Source organism: Pseudomonadota bacterium (assembly GCA_039818985.1).
In the GTDB taxonomy this organism is placed as follows: domain Bacteria; phylum Pseudomonadota; class Alphaproteobacteria; order Sphingomonadales; family Sphingomonadaceae; genus Alterisphingorhabdus.
Genome location: JBCBSU010000001.1, coordinates 1,076,421 through 1,097,358, shown reverse-complemented (window position 1 = coordinate 1,097,358; position 20,938 = coordinate 1,076,421). Strand labels below are relative to the sequence as shown.

General features: G+C 58.9%; 22 protein-coding genes and 1 pseudogene. 12 read left to right on the top strand and 11 right to left on the bottom strand.

Annotation, left to right across the window (positions count from 1 at the left end):
* The first annotated feature begins 15 nt into the window (after nt 1-15).
* Nucleotides 16-960, top strand: coding sequence for a DUF481 domain-containing protein (locus AAFX04_05185; GenBank protein ID MEO1044815.1), 945 nt, complete (start codon nt 16-18; stop codon nt 958-960).
* A gap of 19 nt (nt 961-979) precedes the next feature.
* Here the strand turns inward: AAFX04_05185 and AAFX04_05180 are convergent, their stop codons facing one another.
* The 4 genes from AAFX04_05180 to AAFX04_05165 all read right to left on the bottom strand — a co-directional run bounded on the left by AAFX04_05180 (nt 980) and on the right by AAFX04_05165 (nt 5,856).
* Nucleotides 980-1,504, bottom strand: coding sequence for a tetratricopeptide repeat protein (locus tag AAFX04_05180; protein ID MEO1044814.1), 525 nt, complete (start codon nt 1,502-1,504; stop codon nt 980-982).
* A 34-nt stretch (nt 1,505-1,538) separates the two neighbouring features.
* Entirely contained in the window at nt 1,539-2,747 is a 1,209-nt protein-coding gene (locus AAFX04_05175) for an RsmB/NOP family class I SAM-dependent RNA methyltransferase (GenBank protein MEO1044813.1), read from the bottom strand.
* A gap of 9 nt (nt 2,748-2,756) precedes the next feature.
* Nucleotides 2,757-4,214 carry an IMP dehydrogenase gene (gene guaB, locus AAFX04_05170; protein ID MEO1044812.1) on the bottom strand — a complete coding sequence of 486 codons (1,458 nt, stop codon included), beginning with the start codon at nt 4,212-4,214 and terminating at the stop codon, nt 2,757-2,759.
* A 139-nt stretch (nt 4,215-4,353) separates the two neighbouring features.
* On the bottom strand, nt 4,354-5,856 hold the full coding sequence (locus AAFX04_05165; GenBank protein MEO1044811.1) for a M28 family peptidase: 1,503 nt from the start codon (nt 5,854-5,856) through the stop codon (nt 4,354-4,356).
* A 105-nt stretch (nt 5,857-5,961) separates the two neighbouring features.
* Between AAFX04_05165 and AAFX04_05160 the strand changes: the two genes are divergently transcribed.
* Together AAFX04_05160 and AAFX04_05155 are read left to right on the top strand one after the other, a co-directional pair.
* On the top strand, nt 5,962-6,963 hold the full coding sequence (locus tag AAFX04_05160) for an SPFH domain-containing protein (protein ID MEO1044810.1): 1,002 nt from the start codon (nt 5,962-5,964) through the stop codon (nt 6,961-6,963).
* Nucleotides 6,964-6,971: 8 nt separating this feature from the next.
* The gene (locus AAFX04_05155) at nt 6,972-7,418 is read left to right on the top strand and encodes an NfeD family protein (GenBank protein MEO1044809.1); all 447 of its coding nucleotides are present in this window, start codon (nt 6,972-6,974) and stop codon (nt 7,416-7,418) included.
* 18 nt (nt 7,419-7,436) lie between these two features.
* On the opposite strand, the gene AAFX04_05150 is transcribed toward AAFX04_05155, so the two are convergent.
* A complete protein-coding gene (locus AAFX04_05150) occupies nt 7,437-8,012 on the bottom strand; it encodes a DUF937 domain-containing protein (GenBank protein MEO1044808.1) in 576 nt (191 codons plus the stop codon).
* A gap of 167 nt (nt 8,013-8,179) precedes the next feature.
* Here AAFX04_05150 and AAFX04_05145 point away from each other — a divergent pair, with 167 nt between their 5' ends.
* Complete coding sequence (locus AAFX04_05145) at nt 8,180-8,554, top strand: DUF3597 domain-containing protein (protein MEO1044807.1); 375 nt, start codon at nt 8,180-8,182, stop codon at nt 8,552-8,554.
* Between the two features lie 77 nt (nt 8,555-8,631).
* Here the strand turns inward: AAFX04_05145 and AAFX04_05140 are convergent, their stop codons facing one another.
* Complete coding sequence (locus tag AAFX04_05140; GenBank protein MEO1044806.1) at nt 8,632-8,997, bottom strand: hypothetical protein; 366 nt, start codon at nt 8,995-8,997, stop codon at nt 8,632-8,634.
* Between the two features lie 84 nt (nt 8,998-9,081).
* The gene (locus AAFX04_05135) at nt 9,082-10,677 is read right to left on the bottom strand and encodes a phosphoenolpyruvate carboxykinase (protein ID MEO1044805.1); all 1,596 of its coding nucleotides are present in this window, start codon (nt 10,675-10,677) and stop codon (nt 9,082-9,084) included.
* 233 nt (nt 10,678-10,910) lie between these two features.
* Between AAFX04_05135 and AAFX04_05130 the strand changes: the two genes are divergently transcribed.
* From AAFX04_05130 to AAFX04_05095, 8 genes are all read left to right on the top strand, one after another.
* On the top strand, nt 10,911-11,624 hold the full coding sequence (locus tag AAFX04_05130) for a response regulator transcription factor (protein MEO1044804.1): 714 nt from the start codon (nt 10,911-10,913) through the stop codon (nt 11,622-11,624).
* Complete coding sequence (locus tag AAFX04_05125) at nt 11,590-13,221, top strand: stimulus-sensing domain-containing protein (GenBank protein MEO1044803.1); 1,632 nt, start codon at nt 11,590-11,592, stop codon at nt 13,219-13,221. Before AAFX04_05130 ends, AAFX04_05125 begins: the two co-directional genes overlap by 35 nt.
* Nucleotides 13,221-13,685, top strand: coding sequence for a serine kinase (locus AAFX04_05120; protein ID MEO1044802.1), 465 nt, complete (start codon nt 13,221-13,223; stop codon nt 13,683-13,685). Before AAFX04_05125 ends, AAFX04_05120 begins: the two co-directional genes overlap by 1 nt.
* Nucleotides 13,686-13,764: 79 nt before the next feature.
* Complete coding sequence (gene rapZ, locus AAFX04_05115; protein MEO1044801.1) at nt 13,765-14,652, top strand: RNase adapter RapZ; 888 nt, start codon at nt 13,765-13,767, stop codon at nt 14,650-14,652.
* Nucleotides 14,653-14,700: 48 nt separating this feature from the next.
* Nucleotides 14,701-15,129, top strand: a complete 429-nt coding sequence (locus tag AAFX04_05110) for a PTS sugar transporter subunit IIA (protein MEO1044800.1) — start codon at nt 14,701-14,703, stop codon at nt 15,127-15,129.
* Nucleotides 15,129-15,410, top strand: a complete 282-nt coding sequence (locus AAFX04_05105; protein ID MEO1044799.1) for an HPr family phosphocarrier protein — start codon at nt 15,129-15,131, stop codon at nt 15,408-15,410. Before AAFX04_05110 ends, AAFX04_05105 begins: the two co-directional genes overlap by 1 nt.
* Nucleotides 15,411-15,433: 23 nt before the next feature.
* Nucleotides 15,434-16,261, top strand: a complete 828-nt coding sequence (locus tag AAFX04_05100) for an RNA methyltransferase (GenBank protein ID MEO1044798.1) — start codon at nt 15,434-15,436, stop codon at nt 16,259-16,261.
* A 6-nt stretch (nt 16,262-16,267) separates the two neighbouring features.
* The gene (locus AAFX04_05095; protein ID MEO1044797.1) at nt 16,268-16,711 is read left to right on the top strand and encodes an META domain-containing protein; all 444 of its coding nucleotides are present in this window, start codon (nt 16,268-16,270) and stop codon (nt 16,709-16,711) included.
* Between the two features lie 11 nt (nt 16,712-16,722).
* Here the strand turns inward: AAFX04_05095 and rmuC are convergent, their stop codons facing one another.
* The 4 genes and pseudogenes from rmuC to recR all read right to left on the bottom strand — a co-directional run bounded on the left by rmuC (nt 16,723) and on the right by recR (nt 20,928).
* On the bottom strand, nt 16,723-18,132 hold the full coding sequence (gene rmuC / locus AAFX04_05090; protein MEO1044796.1) for a DNA recombination protein RmuC: 1,410 nt from the start codon (nt 18,130-18,132) through the stop codon (nt 16,723-16,725).
* Between the two features lie 90 nt (nt 18,133-18,222).
* A pseudogene (locus AAFX04_05085) lies at nt 18,223-19,515 on the bottom strand (serine hydrolase domain-containing protein).
* A 135-nt stretch (nt 19,516-19,650) separates the two neighbouring features.
* Entirely contained in the window at nt 19,651-20,175 is a 525-nt protein-coding gene (gene def, locus AAFX04_05080) for a peptide deformylase (protein ID MEO1044795.1), read from the bottom strand.
* Nucleotides 20,176-20,331: 156 nt separating this feature from the next.
* Nucleotides 20,332-20,928: a recombination mediator RecR gene (recR, locus tag AAFX04_05075; GenBank protein MEO1044794.1), complete on the bottom strand. Its 597-nt coding sequence runs from the start codon at nt 20,926-20,928 to the stop codon at nt 20,332-20,334.
* Nucleotides 20,929-20,938: the final 10 nt, after the last annotated feature.

Here is a 20,938-nt window from a genome sequence, read left to right as displayed (position 1 = left end):
GCTAAGGGCTTTCCCATGCAAAATTCAATGACCAAATCCTCGCTTATGGCGCTGCCGCTGGCTGTGTGCGCCATGACTCTGCCCGCCACTGCTGCGCAGGCGGAAATACCGGAATCGGTGCAAGCACTAATCGATCAGGCGATGGCCGAAAAGGACGATGCTGCAGTCGAAACCGTGATTGCATTGGCGAAAAAGACCAACCCGGAAGACAGCGCCGCGCTCGACGCTATGCTCAGCGAATATCAGACCGTGCGTCTGGCAGAGAAAGATGCAGAAGAAGCCGCCGCAGAAGCCGAGCGACTGGCCAATAACGGTCTGTTCGACAATTGGAGCGGTGAAGGCGAGATTGGCGGCTTTCGCAACACCGGCAATTCGAGCAATACCGGCCTGACCGGCGGCCTCAAACTGGCCAAGGAAGGCGAGCGCTGGCGGCACAAATTATCGGCACTTGTCGATATCCAGACCACCGATGGCGTAACCACGCGCGAACAGTTCCTGGTCAATTACGAACCCAATTACCGGTTTAACGACCGGTTATTTGCCTATGGACTGGCACAATATGAGCGTGACCGGTTCCAGGGTTTTTCGGCACGATATACCCTGTCCGGCGGTCTCGGATACCGGGTCATTGACGGCGAGAATATTACCCTTGACGTCAAGGGCGGTCCGGCCTGGCGCCGTACCGATCTGATCGGTGCCGGCTCGCTCAGCGCACTTTCGGGTCTCGGCGCTCTCGATCTCGACTGGCAGGTTCTGGAAAACGTCAAGATTACCCAGGATGCCGAGGCCTATCTGCAATCGGGCAATTCAACCCTGCGCTCGATCACCGGACTGGAGGCCAAGCTGTCATCGGCACTGACGGCGCGGGTTTCCTATACTGTCGAATATGAATCCGACCCGCCAGCCGGATCGGTATCCACCGATACGCTGACCCGCTTCACGCTGATTTACGGATTTTGATGCCATAGCCGCAAGGGCGTTATTCGACGCTTTCTTCCGGCTGGGTCACCGTCGGATTGGGTGTAACCGCTTCGGCAGAGAGGATTTCACGCGACGGTCCCTGATCAAGTGCCGCAGCCAGCAGCGTCACCTCGACGCAATTCTCTTCGCACAGGTCGCGCAGCCGGGCGAGATTGCCCTTGGCTTTTTCAGTCGCACCGCGCTGGACATAGGCACGTCCCTGCCCCGACAATGCGGCGATATTATTGGGTTCAATCTCCAATATCCGGCGATACAGGCCAATCGCCTTGCCCGGAAGCCCGTTGGCCCGGGCGGTTTCGGCAAGGCCGAGATAAGCCTGGCGATTGGCCGGATCTATTGCCAGAGCGGCTTCGAAAAGGCCGATCGCCTTGTCGGTTTCACCACTGTTGAGCGCGCTGCGCGCATCATCGACAAGCACCACCGAGCGCGGATCAGGCTGATAGGCTTCATCCTGACTGTATATTGCGCTCGAAGACAGAGCGAAAATCGCGGCGATAGCCATTGCGGGCGGTGAAAAACGCATGAGGAACTCCGTCGGGGACATTGAAACTGCTCTATCATGATTTGACGAGGCGTGTCAGGAAAAATCCGTCGGTCGCATCATGGGCTGGAGTAAGCATTAGGCCGAGCGCGCTTTCGCCAGGCTGAACACCCGCTGGACCGACTGTTCTGCCGAGTGGAAAATCGCCAGCTTCCACTGACCACCCGCCATGGCGCCCAAGAAACGCGGCGATCTGCGCACTGCCCTCGCACGGCAATATGGAGCAGACGGCATAGACCAGAGCACCGCCCGGCTGCACCAGCGCGGCGGCGATATCGAGCAGCCGCGACTGAGTATTGCACAGACGCTCGAGACGGCGGGCATCGAGCCGCCAGCGCGCCTCGGGGTTGCGCCGCCACACGCCGGTCCCGCTGCACGGGGCATCGACCAGCACGCAATCGGCCTGCCCGGCCCGGTCGGCCAGCATGGCGCTTTCGCTGCCGGGGTCGAGCAGCCGCGTCTCGATGCTTTCAATGCCCAGCCGTGCCGCGCGTGGCGGTAATTCGGCGAGCCGCGCGCGCGAGACATCGCTGGCGAGAATGCGCGTATCGGCGGGTGACTGCTGCGCCAGTGCCAGCGTCTTGCCGCCGGCCCCGGCGCAGAGATCGATGATATGCGCACGCTGCGGCGCATCGCACAGCGCACAAATCGCCTGACTGCCCCAGTCCTGAATATCCATCAGCCCGTCACGCCAGGCCGTGCTGTCCTGCACCCTGGTGCCCGCAGCCAGTCGTGCCGCATACGGCAAATGCCTGGAGAACTCCATCTCGGGAAACGCGTCGGCGACCGCCTCCTTGGTTCCCGGGGTCATGCGCAGATCCAGCGGCGCGCGATCGAGCAGGGCTGCAATTTCCTCTTCTCCGATAAAATCGGGCAGCAGCGGAATCAGCCATTGCGGTATTCGTGCCCCTGGAGCAGAAACCCTCTCGGCTTCGCTCAGCGACTGCGGCCCATAGCGCGAACCATCAAACAGCGGTTGCAGATCGGGTTGTACAGCCGCCAGCACCGCCATGGCGGCGCGGCCATTGGCAGGTCGCTCACCGATCAAACGGATAGCATCATAGACAAGGTTACGTACCGCCCGCCGGTCCTTGCTGCCCATATAGCGACGCTCCTTGAGGAATCGCGCTGTAACCACATCGGCGCTGGCTCCGCCATCGCGCGCGGCGATGATGATCGCATCAAGCAACTCAATCGCCGCCTGCACCCGTGCCGCGGGAGTCATCCGCCGGACCTAGCGTGTCGGATAGTTGGGCGCCTCGCGGGTGATGGCGACATCATGGACATGGCTCTCGGCAAGACCGGCATTGGTGATGCGGACAAATTTTGCCTGAGTTCGCAACTGCTCGATAGTCGCCGAACCGGTATAGCCCATGGCCGCCTTGATACCGCCGACAAGCTGGTGAATGACATCGCTTACAGGACCCTTGAATGGCACCTGCCCCTCAATGCCCTCGGGAACCAGCTTCATCTGATCCTTGATATCCTGCTGGAAATAGCGATCTGCCGAACCACGCGCCATTGCACCGACCGACCCCATGCCACGATAGCTTTTATAGGACCGGCCCTGATAGAGAAAGGTTTCGCCAGGAGCCTCGGCCGTGCCTGCGAGCAGCGAGCCCACCATTACCGCAGATGCACCGGCCGCCAGCGCCTTGGCCGCATCACCCGAGGTTCTGAGACCACCATCGGCGATCACCGGCACGTCTGCCTTATTGGCTTCACGCGCGGAATCCATCACTGCGGTCAGCTGTGGCACACCTACACCGGCAACAACACGGGTGGTGCAGATAGAGCCCGGGCCAATGCCAACCTTGATCGCATCGGCGCCAGCATCGATCAGTGCCCGCGTCGCCTCGGCGGTCGCGACATTGCCGGCAATAATCTGGCCATCGGGTCTTGCCTTCTTCAATGCCGCCACGCTCTCGGCAACCATCTCGCTATGGCCGTGAGCAGTATCAACCACCACGACATCGCATTCGGCGTCGAACAGCGCTAGTGCCCGTTCCAGCCCCTTCTCGCCCACGGTCGAAGCTGCCGCCACACGCAACCGACCGGCATCATCCTTGGTCGCGGTGGGATAGGTCACCGCCTTTTCGATATCCTTCACCGTGATCAGGCCAATGCAGTGATAATCATCATCGACCACCAGCAGCTTTTCGATACGGCGCTGATGCAGCAGCCGCTGCGCCTCATCCTGCGTGACTCCGGCCTTGACCGTCGCCAGATTATCGCTGGTCATCAACTCGCTGACGGGCTGAGCCGGGTTTTCGGCAAAGCGCACATCGCGGTTGGTGAGAATGCCGACCAGCCGCCCCGAAGCCTCAACCACAGGGATGCCGGAGATACGGTTCTGTGTCATGATCGCCTGCGCTTCGGCCAGCATTGCATCGGGCGCGATAGTGATTGGGTTAACCACCATGCCGGATTCGAAACGCTTGACCTGGCGCACGGCAGCCACTTGCTGTTCGATGGTAAGGTTGCGGTGCAGCACCCCGATGCCTCCCAGCTGGGCCATAACGATAGCCATGTCCGCCTCGGTCACTGTATCCATGGCGGCGGAGAGGATCGGGATATTGAGATCGATGCCACGGGTCAGCCGGGTCTGGCTGTCGGCAGTGCTGGGCAGAACGCTCGATGCCGCCGGTTGCAGCAATACATCATCAAATGTGAGTGCCAAAGATATGTCCATGCCGCCTGTCCCCAGCCTGTGCAAAAGGGCCGCTCCCCGAAATATCCGTATTCAGGAAGCGGCCCGATAAGTGAGTCGGTTGCAAGCCCCTCTAGCCAGTCGCACGCGCAATGACCAGTGGCGGGTAATCGCAATGCGACTATTCAGGTGAATATTTTTCCGCATCGGCAAAATAGCGCGCCAGGGCGATATGCAGATCGGTGTCCTCTGCCGCTCCGCCCAGTGTAGGAAGATTCTCGGTCTCGTCATCCGGCCCGTGATAATTGCCGCGCAAATAGCTCTGCAGCAGGTCCAGATCGGCAAAGGAACCACCGACCATGAACGCCGGCACGCCCTTGGCCGCGAGTGCCCAGCCATCCTGGCGCTGAATAAAGGCATTGGCATCGAGCGATTCCTCGACTTCCCGTCCCAGGCTGCGGCTCACCGCATCGATTTCATCATCGAGATCGGTTTCCCCACGACCGATAATCGCCACCGGTGCGCCACGCTCGGCAATGGCGACGGTATCGATATTGAGCGCGATGACAATATCCTCCAGCGGTACCACCGGATTGTCGGCGAAATAATAGGCACCGAGCAGCCCGCGCTCTTCCGCTGTGGTGCCCATGAAATAGATATCACGGTCAAATGGTCCCAGCCGGCCCAGCTCCTCTGCAACTTCGGTCAGCACTGCCATGCCCGAGGCATTGTCGACAGCGCCATTGCAAATCCGGTCCTCCGCTTCGGCATCGCGGCAGATGCCGAAATGATCCCAATGGCCGAGCAACAGCACCGCCCCCGAACCCGGTTTTCTTCCTTCGAATTTGCCGATGACATTATGGCTGGTAAACCGGCGCAACTGAGTCAGCGTGTTCAACTCTGCCGTCAGGCCGGTATCGAATCCGGCATAAACCGGGCTTTCCGCAGCCTTGATCTCCGCCTTGAGACTGCTTTCGCTGCCGCGAAAAAGGCGTCTGGCAAAATCGCCATTGATGATGCCGGTCACCGCCGGAGCCTTTGAGGGCTGGTCCAGTTCAAACGAACCGCTGCGAATACTGCGCTGGATCGCCCGCCACAGAAATCTGTCGGGTGCCACTGTCAGCGCCGCCACCGCACCCGCTCCGGCCAGCGCCGCACGGCGATCATTGCGTGACGGGAAATCCTCTGCACCTTCAGGCGGGCTGAACAGCATGATTGCTATCTTGCCATCGACATTGGCGGTCACTCTGCCCGCCGCATCGGTGCCATAGCCGACAAATATTACCGGGCCCGAAGCACTGGCTTCCGCCATATCGGCACCCAGTAATATACCATCCCTATTCATCTCTACGACACGACCGCCGCGCATGAAGCGGGCACTGGTCGCTGCTGGCGTTCGCTCCACCAGCGGCACTGGCTGGAACCAGGGACTGGAAGGGTCATTGGTACCCGAAACCATGCCGGCCCTGGCCCATTGTTCAGCCAGATATTCCAGCGTCCTGACCTCGCCTATGGTGCCGGGATTGCGCCCGGCAAATTCGTCACTGGCCAGCACGGCAATATGTTCGAGTACATCCTCCTCGGTCGTCGGTTGCGGTTCACCGGAGATGGGTTGCTGAGTTGCAGCAGGCGATACCAGTGCCAGAAGTGCCACCGGCAAAAGACAGGAGAGCGGTATCTTCATCCCGCACCTGCTGACAATATTCCCCCTGTTTTGCAAGCTTGCTTTTGCCGCTGTGCCGGGTGAAAAGAGGACAAAGAACAGAAGGCAGCAGCCAGGGGAAACAACATGGAATATGCAGTCGGATCGGTGTTGATCGCGGTGCTGATCTATCTCGGTGCCAGTATCAAGATCGTGCGTCAGGGTTTCAACTATACCATCGAATATTTTGGCCGGTTCACCAATGTCGCCAAGCCCGGCTTCAATTTTTACCCGGCTTTTCTTTATCGCGTCGGTCGCAAAATCAACATGATGGAGCAGGTGCTCGACATACCGGGGCAGGAGATCATTACCCGTGACAATGCCATGGTTACGGTCGACGCGGTGGTGTTCTTCCAGGTGCTCGACGCGGCCAAGGCCGCCTATGAAGTGTCGGACCTGTATGTCGCGATCCTCAACCTGGCGACGACCAATTTGCGTACCGTCATGGGTTCGATGGATCTCGACGAGACCCTGTCCAAACGCGATGACATCAATGGCCGGCTGCTGATCACTGTCGACGACGCCACCACGCCCTGGGGGGTCAAGATTACCCGCGTCGAGGTCAAGGATATCCGTCCGCCGCAGGACATCATCAACGCTATGGCACGGCAGATGAAAGCCGAGCGTGAGAAGCGCGCACAGATTCTCGATGCCGAAGGTGATCGCGCCTCGGAAATCCTGCGCGCCGAGGGTGAGAAACAGTCACAGATCCTCGAAGCCGAAGGCCGGCGCGAAGCAGCGTTTCGCGATGCCGAGGCTCGCGAACGTGAAGCCGAGGCCGAGGCCCGTGCTACCCAGATGGTCTCCGAAGCGATTGCCAGCGGCGATGCCCAGGCAATCAACTATTTCGTGGCACAGGAATATGTGAAGGCAGTGTCGCAATTTGCCGTCTCGCCTAATGCCAAGACGATCTTGTTCCCGGTCGAGGCGACCCAGCTTATGGGCACGATTGGCGGCATTGGCGAACTTGCCCGCGAAGCGCTGGACAACCAGAAGAATGGCGGCGGGGACGGTGGCGGCAACAGTCGCCAGCGCCGTACCACGCCCAATCCTTTCGCCCGTCCGGCGATCGGCAAAGACGAGCAGTGAGCCAACAGATGGATGCATTTTCAGAACTCGCAGATGGCTATAAATGGCTGATCCTCGGCATGGCGCTGGCTATTGGCGAGATCTTCGTACCGGGCGTATTGCTGATATGGTTTTCCGCCGCTGCGGTGATCGTTGGACTGGCAACGCTGTTATTCGGTTTTGGCATCGCAACACAATTGGCTTTTGCCACCGTCATTTCTCTGGCCACAGTCACGCTGGGCCGGATGTGGTATCGCAAGCACAAAGTGGCCAGCGAGGATCCGCTGCTCAATAATCGCGGTGCGCGGATGATCGGCAGGACGGTCACCGTGGTCGAGCCGGTATCCGAGACCGGCGGCCGGGCCAAGGTCGGAGACAGCGTATGGCCTGCACGCGGGGCCGCAATGGCGGCAGGTGACACAGGACGCATCATCGCGGTCGAGGACGGCGTATTGGTGCTGCAGGCGCTGGACTGACCGCAGACCGGTTCAGGCTCAGCGCGTCAGCTTGCCCGCCATGCCGATAATATCATCAAGCGGATTGCCATCACCGTCCAGGTCGAGCATCGAGGCAAGACCGGCGGCAGAACCACCGCCGCCGCCAAGCAATCCCCCGAGCAAGCCGCCCAGCCCACCACCACTGTTCTGACTTGGGGCTGGTGCTGCGCCCTGCTGATTGGACATATAGCCAGCAACGACCATAGCAAGCATCGGCAACATCTTCTTCAATATCGAGGAATCAACACCGGTCTGCTGCGATGCATGCCCGGCAACAGAACGGCTGACGTCTTTCGAGCCGAAAATCTGCCCCAGAACATTATTGCCCTGCTCGATTGGTGTTGGCTGTGGCCCCAGCACAGATTCAAGCAGGCCACCGCCACCAAGCTGTGACAATATGCCGCCAAGGCCATCAAGCCCTCCAGACTGTTGCTGGGTTGTTTTTTTGAATCCGCCGAGAATGGCCGGGAGCAAAGCGCTGGCCCCGGCATGGGCCGTCGTCTTGTCGATGCCAAGCTGGCCGGCGATATTCTCGATCGCCCCGCTCTGCTGTAATAGATGCGCAATATTCATAGCGATTCTCCCCATATTCTGCTGCCCGGAGAATAGGCATGAATTGCCTCTCAGAGCCATCGCAAAACCGTTGTTTGGGAGATTTTACAAAGCCGTCACGGATTTGACCCCCAACTGACCTAAGGCTGTGCAATTATGATGGTTCATATAAATTCCGGGAGGACATAATGGGTATTTTTTCCAGTATCAAAAATGCAATTTGGGGTTCCGATGAGGAAGAGAAGAAGCCAGCGCCAAAGGCTGCTCCTAAACCGGCGACACCTGCTCCGGCACCCAAGCCCGTGGCAATGGATGCGGTTGATGTGGCCGAACGGCTTGATGCCAAGCCCGGCGCTGACAAGCTCAACTGGCGCACATCCATTGTCGACCTGATGAAGCTGTTGGGTATCGATTCCAGCTATGCCAATCGCAAGGAACTGGCCAGCGAGATGGGACGAACCGATTATGAAGGCTCCGCTGAAGACAATATCTGGTTGCACAAACAGGTCCTGAAGGAACTTGCAGCCAATGGCGGCAAGGTTCCGGCCGATCTGCTCGACTGAGACGGGTTTACAACCGCAAACAGAAAAGCCCGCCATCTCCGGCGGGCTTTTTTTGTTTTAGCGCGATTATGGCGCTATCAGCTTTTGCCGAAGAATTTGCTGGCCATGCCGGCCAGATCGTCCAGCGCATTGCCGTCGCCGTCCTGGTCAAGAAAGCCGTTAATCTGGCCCATAAGCCCTTCATCGCTGCCGAACATTTCGGAAATCTGGCCCAGGCCCTGCTCGCCGCCGAGCTGGCCGAGGATGTTGCTGAGCGATCCGGTGTCGAGACTGGTCGACTGCGCCGCCAATGTTACCGTATCACCTTCCTCGGCATGTGACTTGCCGAGCGCGGCGACGCCCTTTTCGACCAGTGACGGGTCGATACCCAGCTTTTCGGCAATCTCGCCGATACTGTTGGCGCCCACAGGGATGTTCTGCAAAATAGTGTCCAGACCGCTCATAACCATACTCCTCAAGCTGCGAATCTCTATGATTGCATCGTTACCAGACCCACACGTCAGGAATATGTAAAACCTGTTTGCAGGTCAGGCGGCCTTTGGTGCGGCCTGACGGACTCCTTCATCGACATCGCTTTCGAACTGGGCGAAATTGTCGACAAACAGGCTGACCAGATATTGCGCCATGGCGTCATAGGCTTCGGGGTCGGCCCAGGTGCCGCGCGGGTCGAGAATAGCGGTGTCGACACCCGGTACCGCAGTGGGTACGGCAAAGCCGAAATTGGGGTCAGTGCGGAATTCGACATTGTTCAGGCTGCCGTCGAGCGCGGCGTTGAGCAATGCGCGGGTCGCCTTGATCGGCATGCGGTGACCCTTGCCATATTTGCCGCCGGTCCAGCCGGTATTGACCAGCCAGCAGGTCACGCCGCCCCGGGCGATGCGTTCTTTCAGCAGATTGCCATAGACCGAAGGATGGCGCGGCATGAAAGGCGCACCGAAACATGTGGAGAAGGTCGCCTCAGGCTCGGTAACGCCAATTTCTGTACCCGCTACCTTCGCAGTATAACCGGAAAGAAAATGGTACATGGCCTGGTCAGGCGTCAGCCGCGCAATCGGCGGCAGTACACCAAAGGCGTCGGCAGTGAGCATGATAACGCTCTTGGGAACCGGACCCATATTCTCTTCCGAGGTATTGGGAATAAAATCTATCGGATAGGCGCCACGGGTATTTTCCGCCTTGCTGTTATCATCAAAGTCGAGTTCCCGGGTTTCCGGGTCCATCACCACATTTTCCAGCACCGTGCCGAAACGCTGTGTCGTGGCGTAAATCTCCGGCTCCGATTCCGGATCGAGGCGGATCATCTTGGCGTAACAACCGCCCTCGAAATTGAATACCGCGGTATCCGACCAGCCATGTTCGTCATCGCCTATCAGAGTACGGCTGGCATCGGCGCTGAGCGTGGTCTTGCCGGTGCCCGACAGGCCGAAGAAGATCGCGGTGTCGCCTTGCTTGCCGATATTGGCGGAACAATGCATCGGCATGATGCCCTGTTCGGGCAGCAAATAATTGAGCAGACCGAAGACCGATTTCTTCATTTCGCCAGCATAGGCAGTGCCACCGATCAGGATCAGCTTTTCCGACAGGTTGACCGCAATCACGGTCTCGCTGCGGGTACCGTGGCGGTCTGGATCGGCGCGGAAGCTTGGCAGGTCGATAATAGTATAGTCGGCGGCAAAACCCGCCAGTTCTTCACGGGTCGGACGCACCAGCATGGTGCGAATGAACAGATTGTGCCACGCGAGTTCATTGATCACCTGGACATTGACCCGGTGCTCCGGCTGCGACCCGCCGAAAAGCTGTTGCACGAACAGCGTCTCCTTTTCACCCAGCGCGGCGAGGAAATCCTCTTTCAGCGCGGCAAAATGCTCCGGCGCCATCGCCGCATTGGTCTTGCCCCACCATATGGTGTTTTCCGTCTCTTCATCGCGGACGATAAACTTGTCCTTGGCCGAACGGCCGGTATGCACGCCGGTTTCCACCAGAAGCGCGCCGTGACGGGTCAGCTGCCCTTCGCTGCGACGCAGTGATTCTTCGACCAGCGCAGCGGTTTCATAATTCCAATGCACCGTGGCATTGGTGTTAACGATCTGATTTGAAACGGATATTGCGGCAGGTTGGGTCATGGGGGATACTCTTGCGCTATCACTATCGGGACGGGTGCAACGCGCGGATGGCGTTGCTGCACCATTTGCGCATAGAAGCTGATACGCCTAAGGTCAAAGCCCGGTAGTGAAACAGACCGATAGCTGTGCATCGCACTGCGCCGGAGCGGGCCTGTGATGCTTTACAATCCCCCTGTGCCATGCAATTTGCGCAGTCGCCGATACAGCCATAACCACGCGAGTAACCGAGCATAGTGATGACGACAATTGCCCTGGTCGATGATGACCGCAATATCCTGACCTCGGTTTCGATCGCATTGCAGGCAGAGGGATACACCACCCGGCTCTACAGCAGCGGTCAGGCAGCGCTGGACGCGCTGCTGGAGAACCCGGCGGATCTCGGAGTTTTCGATATCAAAATGCCGCAAATGGATGGTCTTGAGCTGTTGCGTCGGGTGCGTGAAAAGCTGACCATGCCGGTGATCTTCCTGACTTCCAAGGATGACGAGCTCGATGAGGCGCTGGGGCTGGCCATGGGGGCGGATGACTATATCGCCAAGCCATTCTCGCAGCGGCTGCTGATCGCCCGGATCAAGGCGATATTGCGTCGCACCGAACTGATCGCGGCGGGCAGCGGCCAGGACGAGGAAACCGCGATGGCGGAACCGATTGTCCGCGGCAACCTGGAGCTTGATCCGGCGCGCCACAGTGTGCGCTGGAAAGGCAAGCGGGTGACATTGACAGTCACCGAATTCCTCATTCTTGAGGCGCTGGCCAATCGCCCTGGCGTGGTCAAGAGCCGCAACCAGCTAATGGATGCCGCCTATCAGGACGATGTTTATGTCGATGATCGCACCATCGACAGCCATATCAAGCGGCTGCGACGCAAATTTCGTGAGGTTGACGACAGCTTCGCGGCGATAGATACCCTATATGGTGCTGGATACCGTTTCTTCGAAGACGCCTGAAGGCGAACAGGCCCGGAGCAGTCATTTTCCCCTGGTTGACGACGAGGCGGAGCTGTTCTGGACAGCGCGGCTGTCGCTTCGCGCACGCATATTGGCTGTGAATGTCTTTGCCGTTGCGGTTCTGGCAGGCAGCTTTTTCTATCTCGACAATTATCGCAACACATTGCTGATATCACGTCAGGATGACGACCGTCGGCAGATTGCAGCAGCAGTGCGTGCCTATGACCAGGTACCACAGGATCGGCGCGCCGACCTGCTTACCGATATTGCCACGGTCAATGGCTTCCGGGTCAGGGTCTATGATCAGAGCGGTAGCAAGCTGATCGACAGCTTTGCTCTGGCAGAGCCAACCTATAGGTTGCGCGACCCCGATCAGGAGCCATGGAAACGCCATGTCGCGCGCTTTCTCGACCGTAGTATCGACACCATTGTCCGGGCACCACGTCTCGAGCGCTTTGCCGAGCCGGAAAATGACAATCTCTCGGCCTGGACGGAGGCGACACGCGCTGCCGAAACCGGGCAACCGACGACGATGGCACGCTACGCCCCGGATCGTACCTATATGCTGAGCGCCGCCGCCAGCGCGCCCAATAGCGGCCATGTCATGCTGATCACCCGCAACGCACGCGCGATTACCGCCATTGTCCGCGATGAGCGGTTGGTGCTCGGTATCATCATTGCCTTTGTACTGATCGTCTCGGTGCTGCTGTCGCTGTTTCTGGCGCGCACCATCGTCAAGCCGATGACACTGCTCGCCAAGGCCGCCAACCGCGTACAGCTTGGCCGTGAACGCGATATTGAGGTGCCGCGCCTGCCTGAAAGGGGCGATGAAATCGGTCAACTCGCCCGCGCGCTTTCCGATATGACACAGGCGCTGCGCCAGCGCATTGATGCCACTGAAAGCTTCGCCGCCGATGTCAGCCATGAGCTGAAAAACCCGATTGCCTCGCTGCGGTCGGCGCTTGAGGGCCTGGAGCGTGTCGAGGACCCGGCTTTGCGTAAACAGTTGCATGACATTGCCTGTTCCGATGTGTTGCGCCTTGACCGGTTGATCACTGACATATCCGAAGCATCGCGTGTCGATGCCCAGCTCGCTCGCACTCGCTTCACACCCATCGATATGGGCGAGATGATCGACCAGCTGCTGACCGCACGCGAAGAGCGAAATCTCAATCATGGCTGCCAGATTGCCTTTGCCCGACCGCGCAAGGGTGTCGCAGTGGTCATGGGTGAGGGCACAAGGCTGGCGCGGGTCATCGACAATCTGCTCGATAACGCCATTTCTTTCTCGCCCGAAAAGGGTCTGGTAGAGATTGTTGCGACCCGCGATCACAACCAGGTCATCATCCGCATCATGGACAATGGCCCGGGCGTTCCAGAGTCGCAACGTGAGGCGATTTTTCGACGGTTTCACAGCTATCGCGATGAGGATGAGGCATTTGGCCAGCATAGTGGTCTCGGCCTGGCTATTGCCCGCTCAATCATCGAGGCGCATCAGGGGCGCGTCATTGCCACTGACCGCCGCGATGGTGAACAGGGGGCACATTTCTGCATTACCCTGCCCGCCTTTATCGAGTCCCCGGCGATTATCGGCTGATGCCCGAAGTCCCGGATGACGATAGCGGCAAGTCGGCCATCATCCACTATCCGGCAAGCTGTGTCTCCAGTCCTGAAGGACATGCGGTGCTGATCAGCGGCGCTTCGGGTAGCGGCAAATCGTCACTCTGCCTGTTGCTGATGGATCGCGGTTGGTCGCTGGTCAGCGATGACCAGACAAGCTTGCGCGATGATGGCAGCAGCCTCATGGCCGGAGCCGCACAGCATCTCGCAGGACTGATCGAAATCCGCAATCTCGGCATTGTCGAAGCGCCAGAACGGGCCGGTGAAGCTCCTGTGGTACTGCATGTGTCGCTGGACCCGGAAGCGCCGCGCTTTATCGACAAGGCGGGCAGCGTGATCCTGCTCGGTCATACGGTCCCCAGCATCGCCATCTGTCCCGATCTGGCAATGGCTGCCATCAAGACCGAATATGCGTTGCGCCTTTATGGCAAAAGGGAGTAATTCGGCTTGGCCGATGACTCATCCCGAACCCTCCTCCCCCGCGCCGGGCGATAGCCGCAGCGACAAGCCGGTAGAGATCATGCTGGTTACCGGCATGTCAGGTGCGGGCAAGACTACGGCGCTGAAAACGCTGGAAGACAGCGGCTGGGAGATGATCGACAACTTCCCGATTCGCCTGCTTGGCCGGCTGCTGGCAACGCCGCTCGGCGCCGGACGTGAGGCCGGATCGGGCCGCATCGCAATCGGCTTCGATACCCGCACCCGGGGATTTGATCCGGCTTCCGTTATCGAGTCGATCAAGCGGCTGCAAAAGACCGGCAATTATGTTGTCAGAACATTGTTTCTCGACTGCGCCGACCAGGAACTGGAGCGCCGCTACAACGAGACCCGCCGTCCGCACCCGCTGGCACTGGACCGGCCGGCAATCAGCGGCATTCAGGAGGAACGCGAACTGCTGGCGCCGTTGCGCCGCTGGGCCGATCAGATCATCGTGACATCAGGGTTCCAGGCCAATGACCTGACCGGTCATATGCGCGAGCTCTTTGCTGGCGACGGCCCTGCAGACACCGTCATCACCGTCTCCAGCTTCGGTTTCGCCCGCGGCATGCCGCCAGTGTCCGATCTGGTGTTCGACATGCGCTTTCTCGACAACCCGCACTGGGTCGAGGAATTGCGCGAACAAACCGGACAGGACCCGTCAGTGGGTGAATATATCGCCGCTGACCCCAGTTTTGCCGAGGCTTATGACCGCATATTGTCGTTGCTGCTGATGCTGTTGCCGCGCTATGTCGCACAGGGAAAAGCCTATGTTCATATCGCCTTTGGTTGCACCGGTGGACGGCACCGTTCGGTCTATACCGCAGAGCGGATCGCTGAGGGCTTGCGCGACGCGGGATTTTCGCCCAGTGTCGCCCACCGCAATCTGACGTCCCGGCCAATCGATGCGCTGGAAAAAAACGCAGGGTAAAGCCATGTCCGCTCTTCTCCCAACACATAATACCATCAGGATTCGCGCATGATCGGCATGGTTCTCGTCACTCATGGCAAACTCGCCGAGGAATTTGTCTCGGCGATGGAGCATGTTGTCGGTCGCCAGAAGAATATCGCCACTGTGTGTATAGGCCCGCATGACGATGTCGAGGCACGGCGCGAGGATATCGCCAGTGCGGTGCAGGAAACCGATAGCGGCAAGGGAGTCATAATCCTGACCGACCTGTTTGGCGGCACCCCGTCCAACCTGTCGATCTCGCTGATGGAGCGCGGCCGGGTCGAAGTCATTGCCGGGGTCAACCTGCCGATGCTGATCCGTCTCGAGGGTGCGCGCAAGGCGATGTCGGTGTCCGAGGCCGTTGCCGCTGCGCGCGATGCCGGACAGAAATATATTTCGGTCGCCTCCGAGCTGTTCGACAATGATCAGGTCAGCCAGTCGGGAAGCGGTGCCTGATGCCGCAAGAGCGGGTGACCATTACCAACAGCAAGGGGCTTCATGCGCGGGCCAGCGCGAAGTTCGTCAATACTGTTGCCGAGCTTCCCGACGGCCTGTCCATCAGTGTTGCCAAGGACGGAAACACGGCCAATGGCGCCAGCATCATGGGATTGATGATGCTCGGTGCGGCACGCGGCCACAGCATCGATATCCATGTCGACGGCAACGACCAGGAAGCCGCAGGCGCCGCGTTGGGAAAGCTGATTGAACTCGTCGCCGACGGTTTTGGTGAAGATTAGGCGCCACGCGCCACAGTCAGTCGATGCCACATATCCATATCACCGGCTTTTCCAACCCCAGGGTTAAATATCTCCGTTCGTTGCGTGAGAAGAAGCACCGCAAGCGCGAGGGACTGTTCCTTGCCGAGGGGCTGCGCCTGGTCACCGAAGCGCGCGAGGCGGGGCATATCCCCGAGATGATCGTGCTTGCCGAGGGCCGCGACCCGCATCCGTTGGTCGAGGCGCTCAGCGACGCGGTGGAGCAGAAGGGCGGTGATATCATCACCACCAGCCGTGACATTCTCACCAAGATCTCGGGCAAGGACAATCCGCAGGCGGTGATCGGCATGTTTCGCGATTGCGATGTGTCGTTCGACGCGCTCGATCGCCACAGCAGCGGCATCTGGCTGGTGGCGCAGGACATGCGCGATCCGGGCAATCTTGGCACGATGCTACGCACCGGCGATGCCGTTGGCGCTGGCGGGCTGATCCTGATCGATCAATGCGTCGACCCTTTTTCGGTCGAGGCCGTGCGCGCCAGCATGGGTGCGGTGTTCACGCAAAAGATCGTGCAAGCGGCATGGCCCGATTTTCTTCGCTGGCTGCGCTCTGGTCCAGGGCAGCTGGTCGGCACCAGCCTCAACACCGACAGGGATTATCAGGCCGAGCGCTATAGCGCGCCGACCTTCCTGCTCACCGGCAATGAGGCACAGGGCCTGCCGGCCGACTATGAGGCGGAATGCGATGTGCTGGTGAAAATGCCGATGCTGGGCAAGGCTGACAGTCTCAACGCCGCGGTCGCCACTGCAGTGATGGCCTATGAGGTGCTTAACCAGCAACGCGCTTCTGCTATAGTCCCGTCAAAGGAGTAATCGCCTATGCGCCTATCTATTTTCCCCTTTGCCGCGCCGCTGCTGTTTCTGACACTGACGGCATGCCCGCCATCCGGAGAGCTTGCCTCAACGCCGCCGCCGCAGGAGCTTCTAAATGACAGCACCTGGCGCATTGTCAGCATCGATGGCGCGCCCATAGCAAGTGAGCGACCTGCGGAAATGCGTTTTGACGGCGCGAGTCTGTCCGGTTCGGCAGGCTGTAATCGATTTTCCGGCGCCTATAAGGTTGTGGCTGACAAGCTGACCACAACGCAACCAATCGCCTCTACCATGATGGCATGCTTTGGAGCTGTGGGCGAACAGGAGCAGGCGCTGCTGGCGCTGTTGTCCGATACGGTGACCCTACGGGTGGACGAACAAGGCCGGCTGATGATGAATGGCCGCAGCCATCAGGCCGTGCTGGAACCGCAACCAGCCGGGACACTATAGCACGTAACGCGTCAGTCGCTGTTCCCGTCCGCCTCCGACTCCGCTTCACCATAGCGCGGCAGGGCCTCGATTTCTGGCAATTCTTCCAGATCGCGCTTGCCGGTCTCGATATTAAGCTCGGCAAAGCGGCGGCCGGTCGACAGCACATTGCGCTCGAAGCTGCCGACAAATTTGTTGTAATTGCCTACCGCGCTGTTGAGCCCGGCGCCGACACGTTTGAGATGCTCGGCGGAGATGGCCAGCCGGTCATACATTTCCTTACCCAAAGCACCGATCTGCTTGGCTTCTGCCGCCAGACCTTCTTGCCGCCAGACGCTGGCCACGGTGCGGGCGATTGCCACCAGATTGGTCGGCGTCGCGAGCAACACCTTCTTCTCAAAAGCGAAATCCCAAAGACCGGGATCATGCTCCAAAGCGGCAGAGAGGAAATGCTCGCCGGGTACGAACATGATGACATAATCGGGCGCGTCCTCGAACTGATCCCAATAGGCCTTGCGCGACAGGCCATCGATATGCGTGCGCATAGACTGACCATGTGCAGCCAGCGCCAGCGCCCGCGCCTCATCGCCATCGGCCTCGAACGCATCCTGATAGGCATTGAGCGAAACCTTCGCGTCGATCACAAGCGAGCGACCGCCGGGCACCCGTACCACCGCGTCGGGGCGCATCCGCGTGCCATCTTCGGTGGTGACGCTCTGCTCCATGACGAAATCGGTATGTTCAGCGAGGCCACAGGCTTCGAGCACATTGCGCAATTGCTGCTCGCCCCAGCGACCCCGGGCCTTGGGCGCGTTGCGTAGCGAATTGACCAGCTTTGCCGTCTCGTCACGCACCTGCTGCTGCCCGGAACGCATCTGGTCCATCAGGCCCTTGAGATCGCCATAGGCCTCGCTGCGCTGCTTCTCGATGCGTTCAATTTGTTGCTCATAGGATTGCAGCTTCTCGCCAACCGGGTTGAGCAGTGCCTTTATCCGTGCCTCGTTCTTCTCTTCCGATTGGGAAAAGCGTTGGTCGGCGCGTTCGAGAAACTGCTTCTGCGCCTCGCCAAGCAATTTGTTGCCGACTTCCCCGAATTGGCGGACCAATTCCTCGCGCTGAGCGGACAGCTGATTTATCTGCTTGTCATGATTGGCGGCATCGGCCTTGAGCCGGGCATTTTCGGTGGCCATGGCCTCACGTTCGGAGCGCAATGTCTCATTTTGCCGGGCCAGCTCATCTGCCTGTCGGGCCTTTTCCGATTCAGTGGCGAGGTCGCTGATGGCGCTCTGGAATTTCTCGTTGAGCGCCTTCAGCTCCGCCTCAGCTTCATCCCTGGAGGTACGCGCCGCTAATGCTGGACGTCCACCGAGAACCCAACCCAGAACGAGACCGATAATCAGCGCAACAATGCCGATAATGACCGGAAGTAACTGTTCGATCACAAAAAACTATACCTTTGCCGCCATGTGAAACATAGCAGGAACATTAGGCGCTAATTCCACTTCTGACAAGATTCAGTCAAAACATATCATCTAATCAGACAATGCCTGTAGCAGCACTTCCGTTAGCGGATCGGCGAAATCATCATCATACCCACGATTAAATGCAAAGAGAAAACCATCCCCTGTTTCCGGGCGAAATCCAGCCATTGTTCCGATGCCGGGATCACCGCCATTATGATAGATAATTGCGCCGCCTGGAAGACCGCGTCCGGAGCCAACAGAAGCTGTGCGCTCACTCCATGCCAGCTTGCGCCCGAAATGTTCATCAGACAGTGCCATTGCCATAGTTTCGCGCCGCAACAGACTTATGCTTCCCTCCGTCTTGGTGCCCATTGCGCTCCACATCGTCAGAAAACGGGCGAAATCAGCTATGCTGGTGCGCATCAGGCCATCGGGTGGCGTAGCAAAGCTGTACAGGCAAAATGGCCAGGGCTGACCCGGGACCACTTGTCTCTGCTCTGGCGTATAGCGGCTCAGTTCAAGAAATTTGCCGCGTATCCTTTGCGGATCAAAATCCTCTGGCAATACGGTATAAGGAACAGCGTGCTTCTCCAACGCAATATTGGACAGAGTAAAGCCCGTATCCGCCATACCCAGCGGCACAAATATGCGGGTCTTGTAATACTCTTCATAGCTAAGGCCGGAAACTGCCTCGATGGCCAAACCAATTAATCCATAGGCGACATTGCTGTATGCGCGAGGCCCTCCTGCAGGCGGATTAGTGCCTGGCTCCCATATATGGAAGTGCTCCTCTTTAGCCGCATCTCGCAGATAATCTGATAAAAAGTCACGCAGCGATTGTGCAGGATCGCCACAGTGATAGCTATCACCATATGCATCGCCATCCGCAATTGATGAACGATGGGCCAGTAGCTGGCGCAAGGTAATCACGGTATCCGGGAAGCGGGGATTGCGTACTGAAAAGCCGACATAATCGCTGACATCGGAATCCAGATTGATTTTATCCGATTCCACCAGTTACAATATGGCGGTCGCTGTTACCGTTTTGGTCACCGAACCGAAATTGATCAGTGTCGAAGGAGACATCGGTGTTTTGGCATCAACATCCGCAAAGCCAATGCCCGCAGCCCAGGTAAAGCGACCTTTTTCGATCAGCCCGGCTGCCAGTCCGGGCGAGCGATACTGTGCTGCAATTTCGCCGAGACGCCTTTCCAGTTCCAGTCTAGGTTCGCCAATCCGCAGTGGGTCTGCCTTCTGCAGTCGGGTCGGGGAAGAGTGCGCCCATAGCGGACTAATAGCAGCGGCAGCAGCCAATCCGCCTGCACCGTCAATAAGAAGTCGACGCCGGGAAAAAGAATGCATACCCCGTCAACTCCTTGCCATGCCGCATGCCGGCTTCGCCAAGGGTATAATCGAGACCAGAGGCGCGCTCAACCATCTTCGGTGAAGCGCGCGATAGAAAATCGATCCATAGGTCTGGTTATGAATTATGGCGGGTCAGGCCACAGCCTTGCGCGCCTTGTTGAGCCGTTTCAGCACCATTTGCCGCTTGAGGCGTGAGAGATGGTCGATGAAAAGAATGCCCTCGAGATGGTCCATCTCATGCTGCAAACAGGTGGCAAGCAGACCCGCAAAGCGTTCTTCATGGGTGTTGCCGTCAAGGTCCTGCCAGCGCGCGGTGCAGGTCGCGGGGCGATCAACATCGGCATATTGGTCAGGGACCGAAAGGCAGCCTTCCTGATAGGTCGAAACATTTTCGGACGGGTCGAGAATTTCCGGATTGATAAAGATGCGCGGATCTTTCACCGGCTCGTCATTTTCGTCCGGTTCCTGCAGATCGATGACAAGCACACGCAGCGGCACACCCACCTGTATCGCCGCCAAGCCGATTCCGGGCGCGTCATACATGGTGTCGAACATGTCCCCGACCAGCGTTTTCAACGCATCATCGAACACCTCAACCGGTTTCGATACGGTTTTGAGTCGCGGATCGGGCACTTCTACAATCGGTCTGATAGCCATGGGCGCAAAATAGCTGTGGTGGCGGGATTGTTCAAGAGACAGTGCGGTTGCACTTAATCCGTTCGCCCTGAGCCTGTCGAAGGGCCGTCCTTTTTTGCAAAGAAAAGTGCAAGGCTTCGACAAGCTCAGCCCGAACGGTTGCTAGATCAATGCGCTCTAACCCAATGGCCGCCGCGCCCTGAGTGCCTGGGCCAGCGTGCCTTCGTCAAGATAATCCAGCTCGCCACCCACAGGCAGGCCATGCGCGAGCTGGGTGATCCGCACCGGCATACCCTCGAGACGTTCAGCGATATAATGCGCTGTAGTCTGGCCCTCCAGCGTCGCATTGAGCCCCAGCACCACTTCATCCACGCCGCCATCAGCAATACGGCTGACCAGCTTGTCGATGCTAAGATCCTCCGGCCCAACGCCGTCGAGCGCCGACAATGTACCGCCAAGCACATGATAGCGCCCGGCAAACAGCCGCGCCCTGTCGAGCGCCCAGAGATCGGCAACTTCTTCTACAACGCAGATCGCTTTGGGATCGCGGCGCGGATCGGTGCAGATGCCGCAGGGATTACTGGTGTCGACATTGTTGCAGATGCTGCAGACGGAGAGCTTTTCGCGCACTTCTTCCATCGAGGCGATCAGCGGCGCCAGCGCGGTTTCGCGTTTCTTGATCAGATGCAGCACCGCACGCCGCGCCGAGCGCGGACCCAGCCCGGGCAGGCGGGCAAGCTGGCTGGCCAGTTCCTCTATCTCTTGCGATGCCATGGCGGCACCA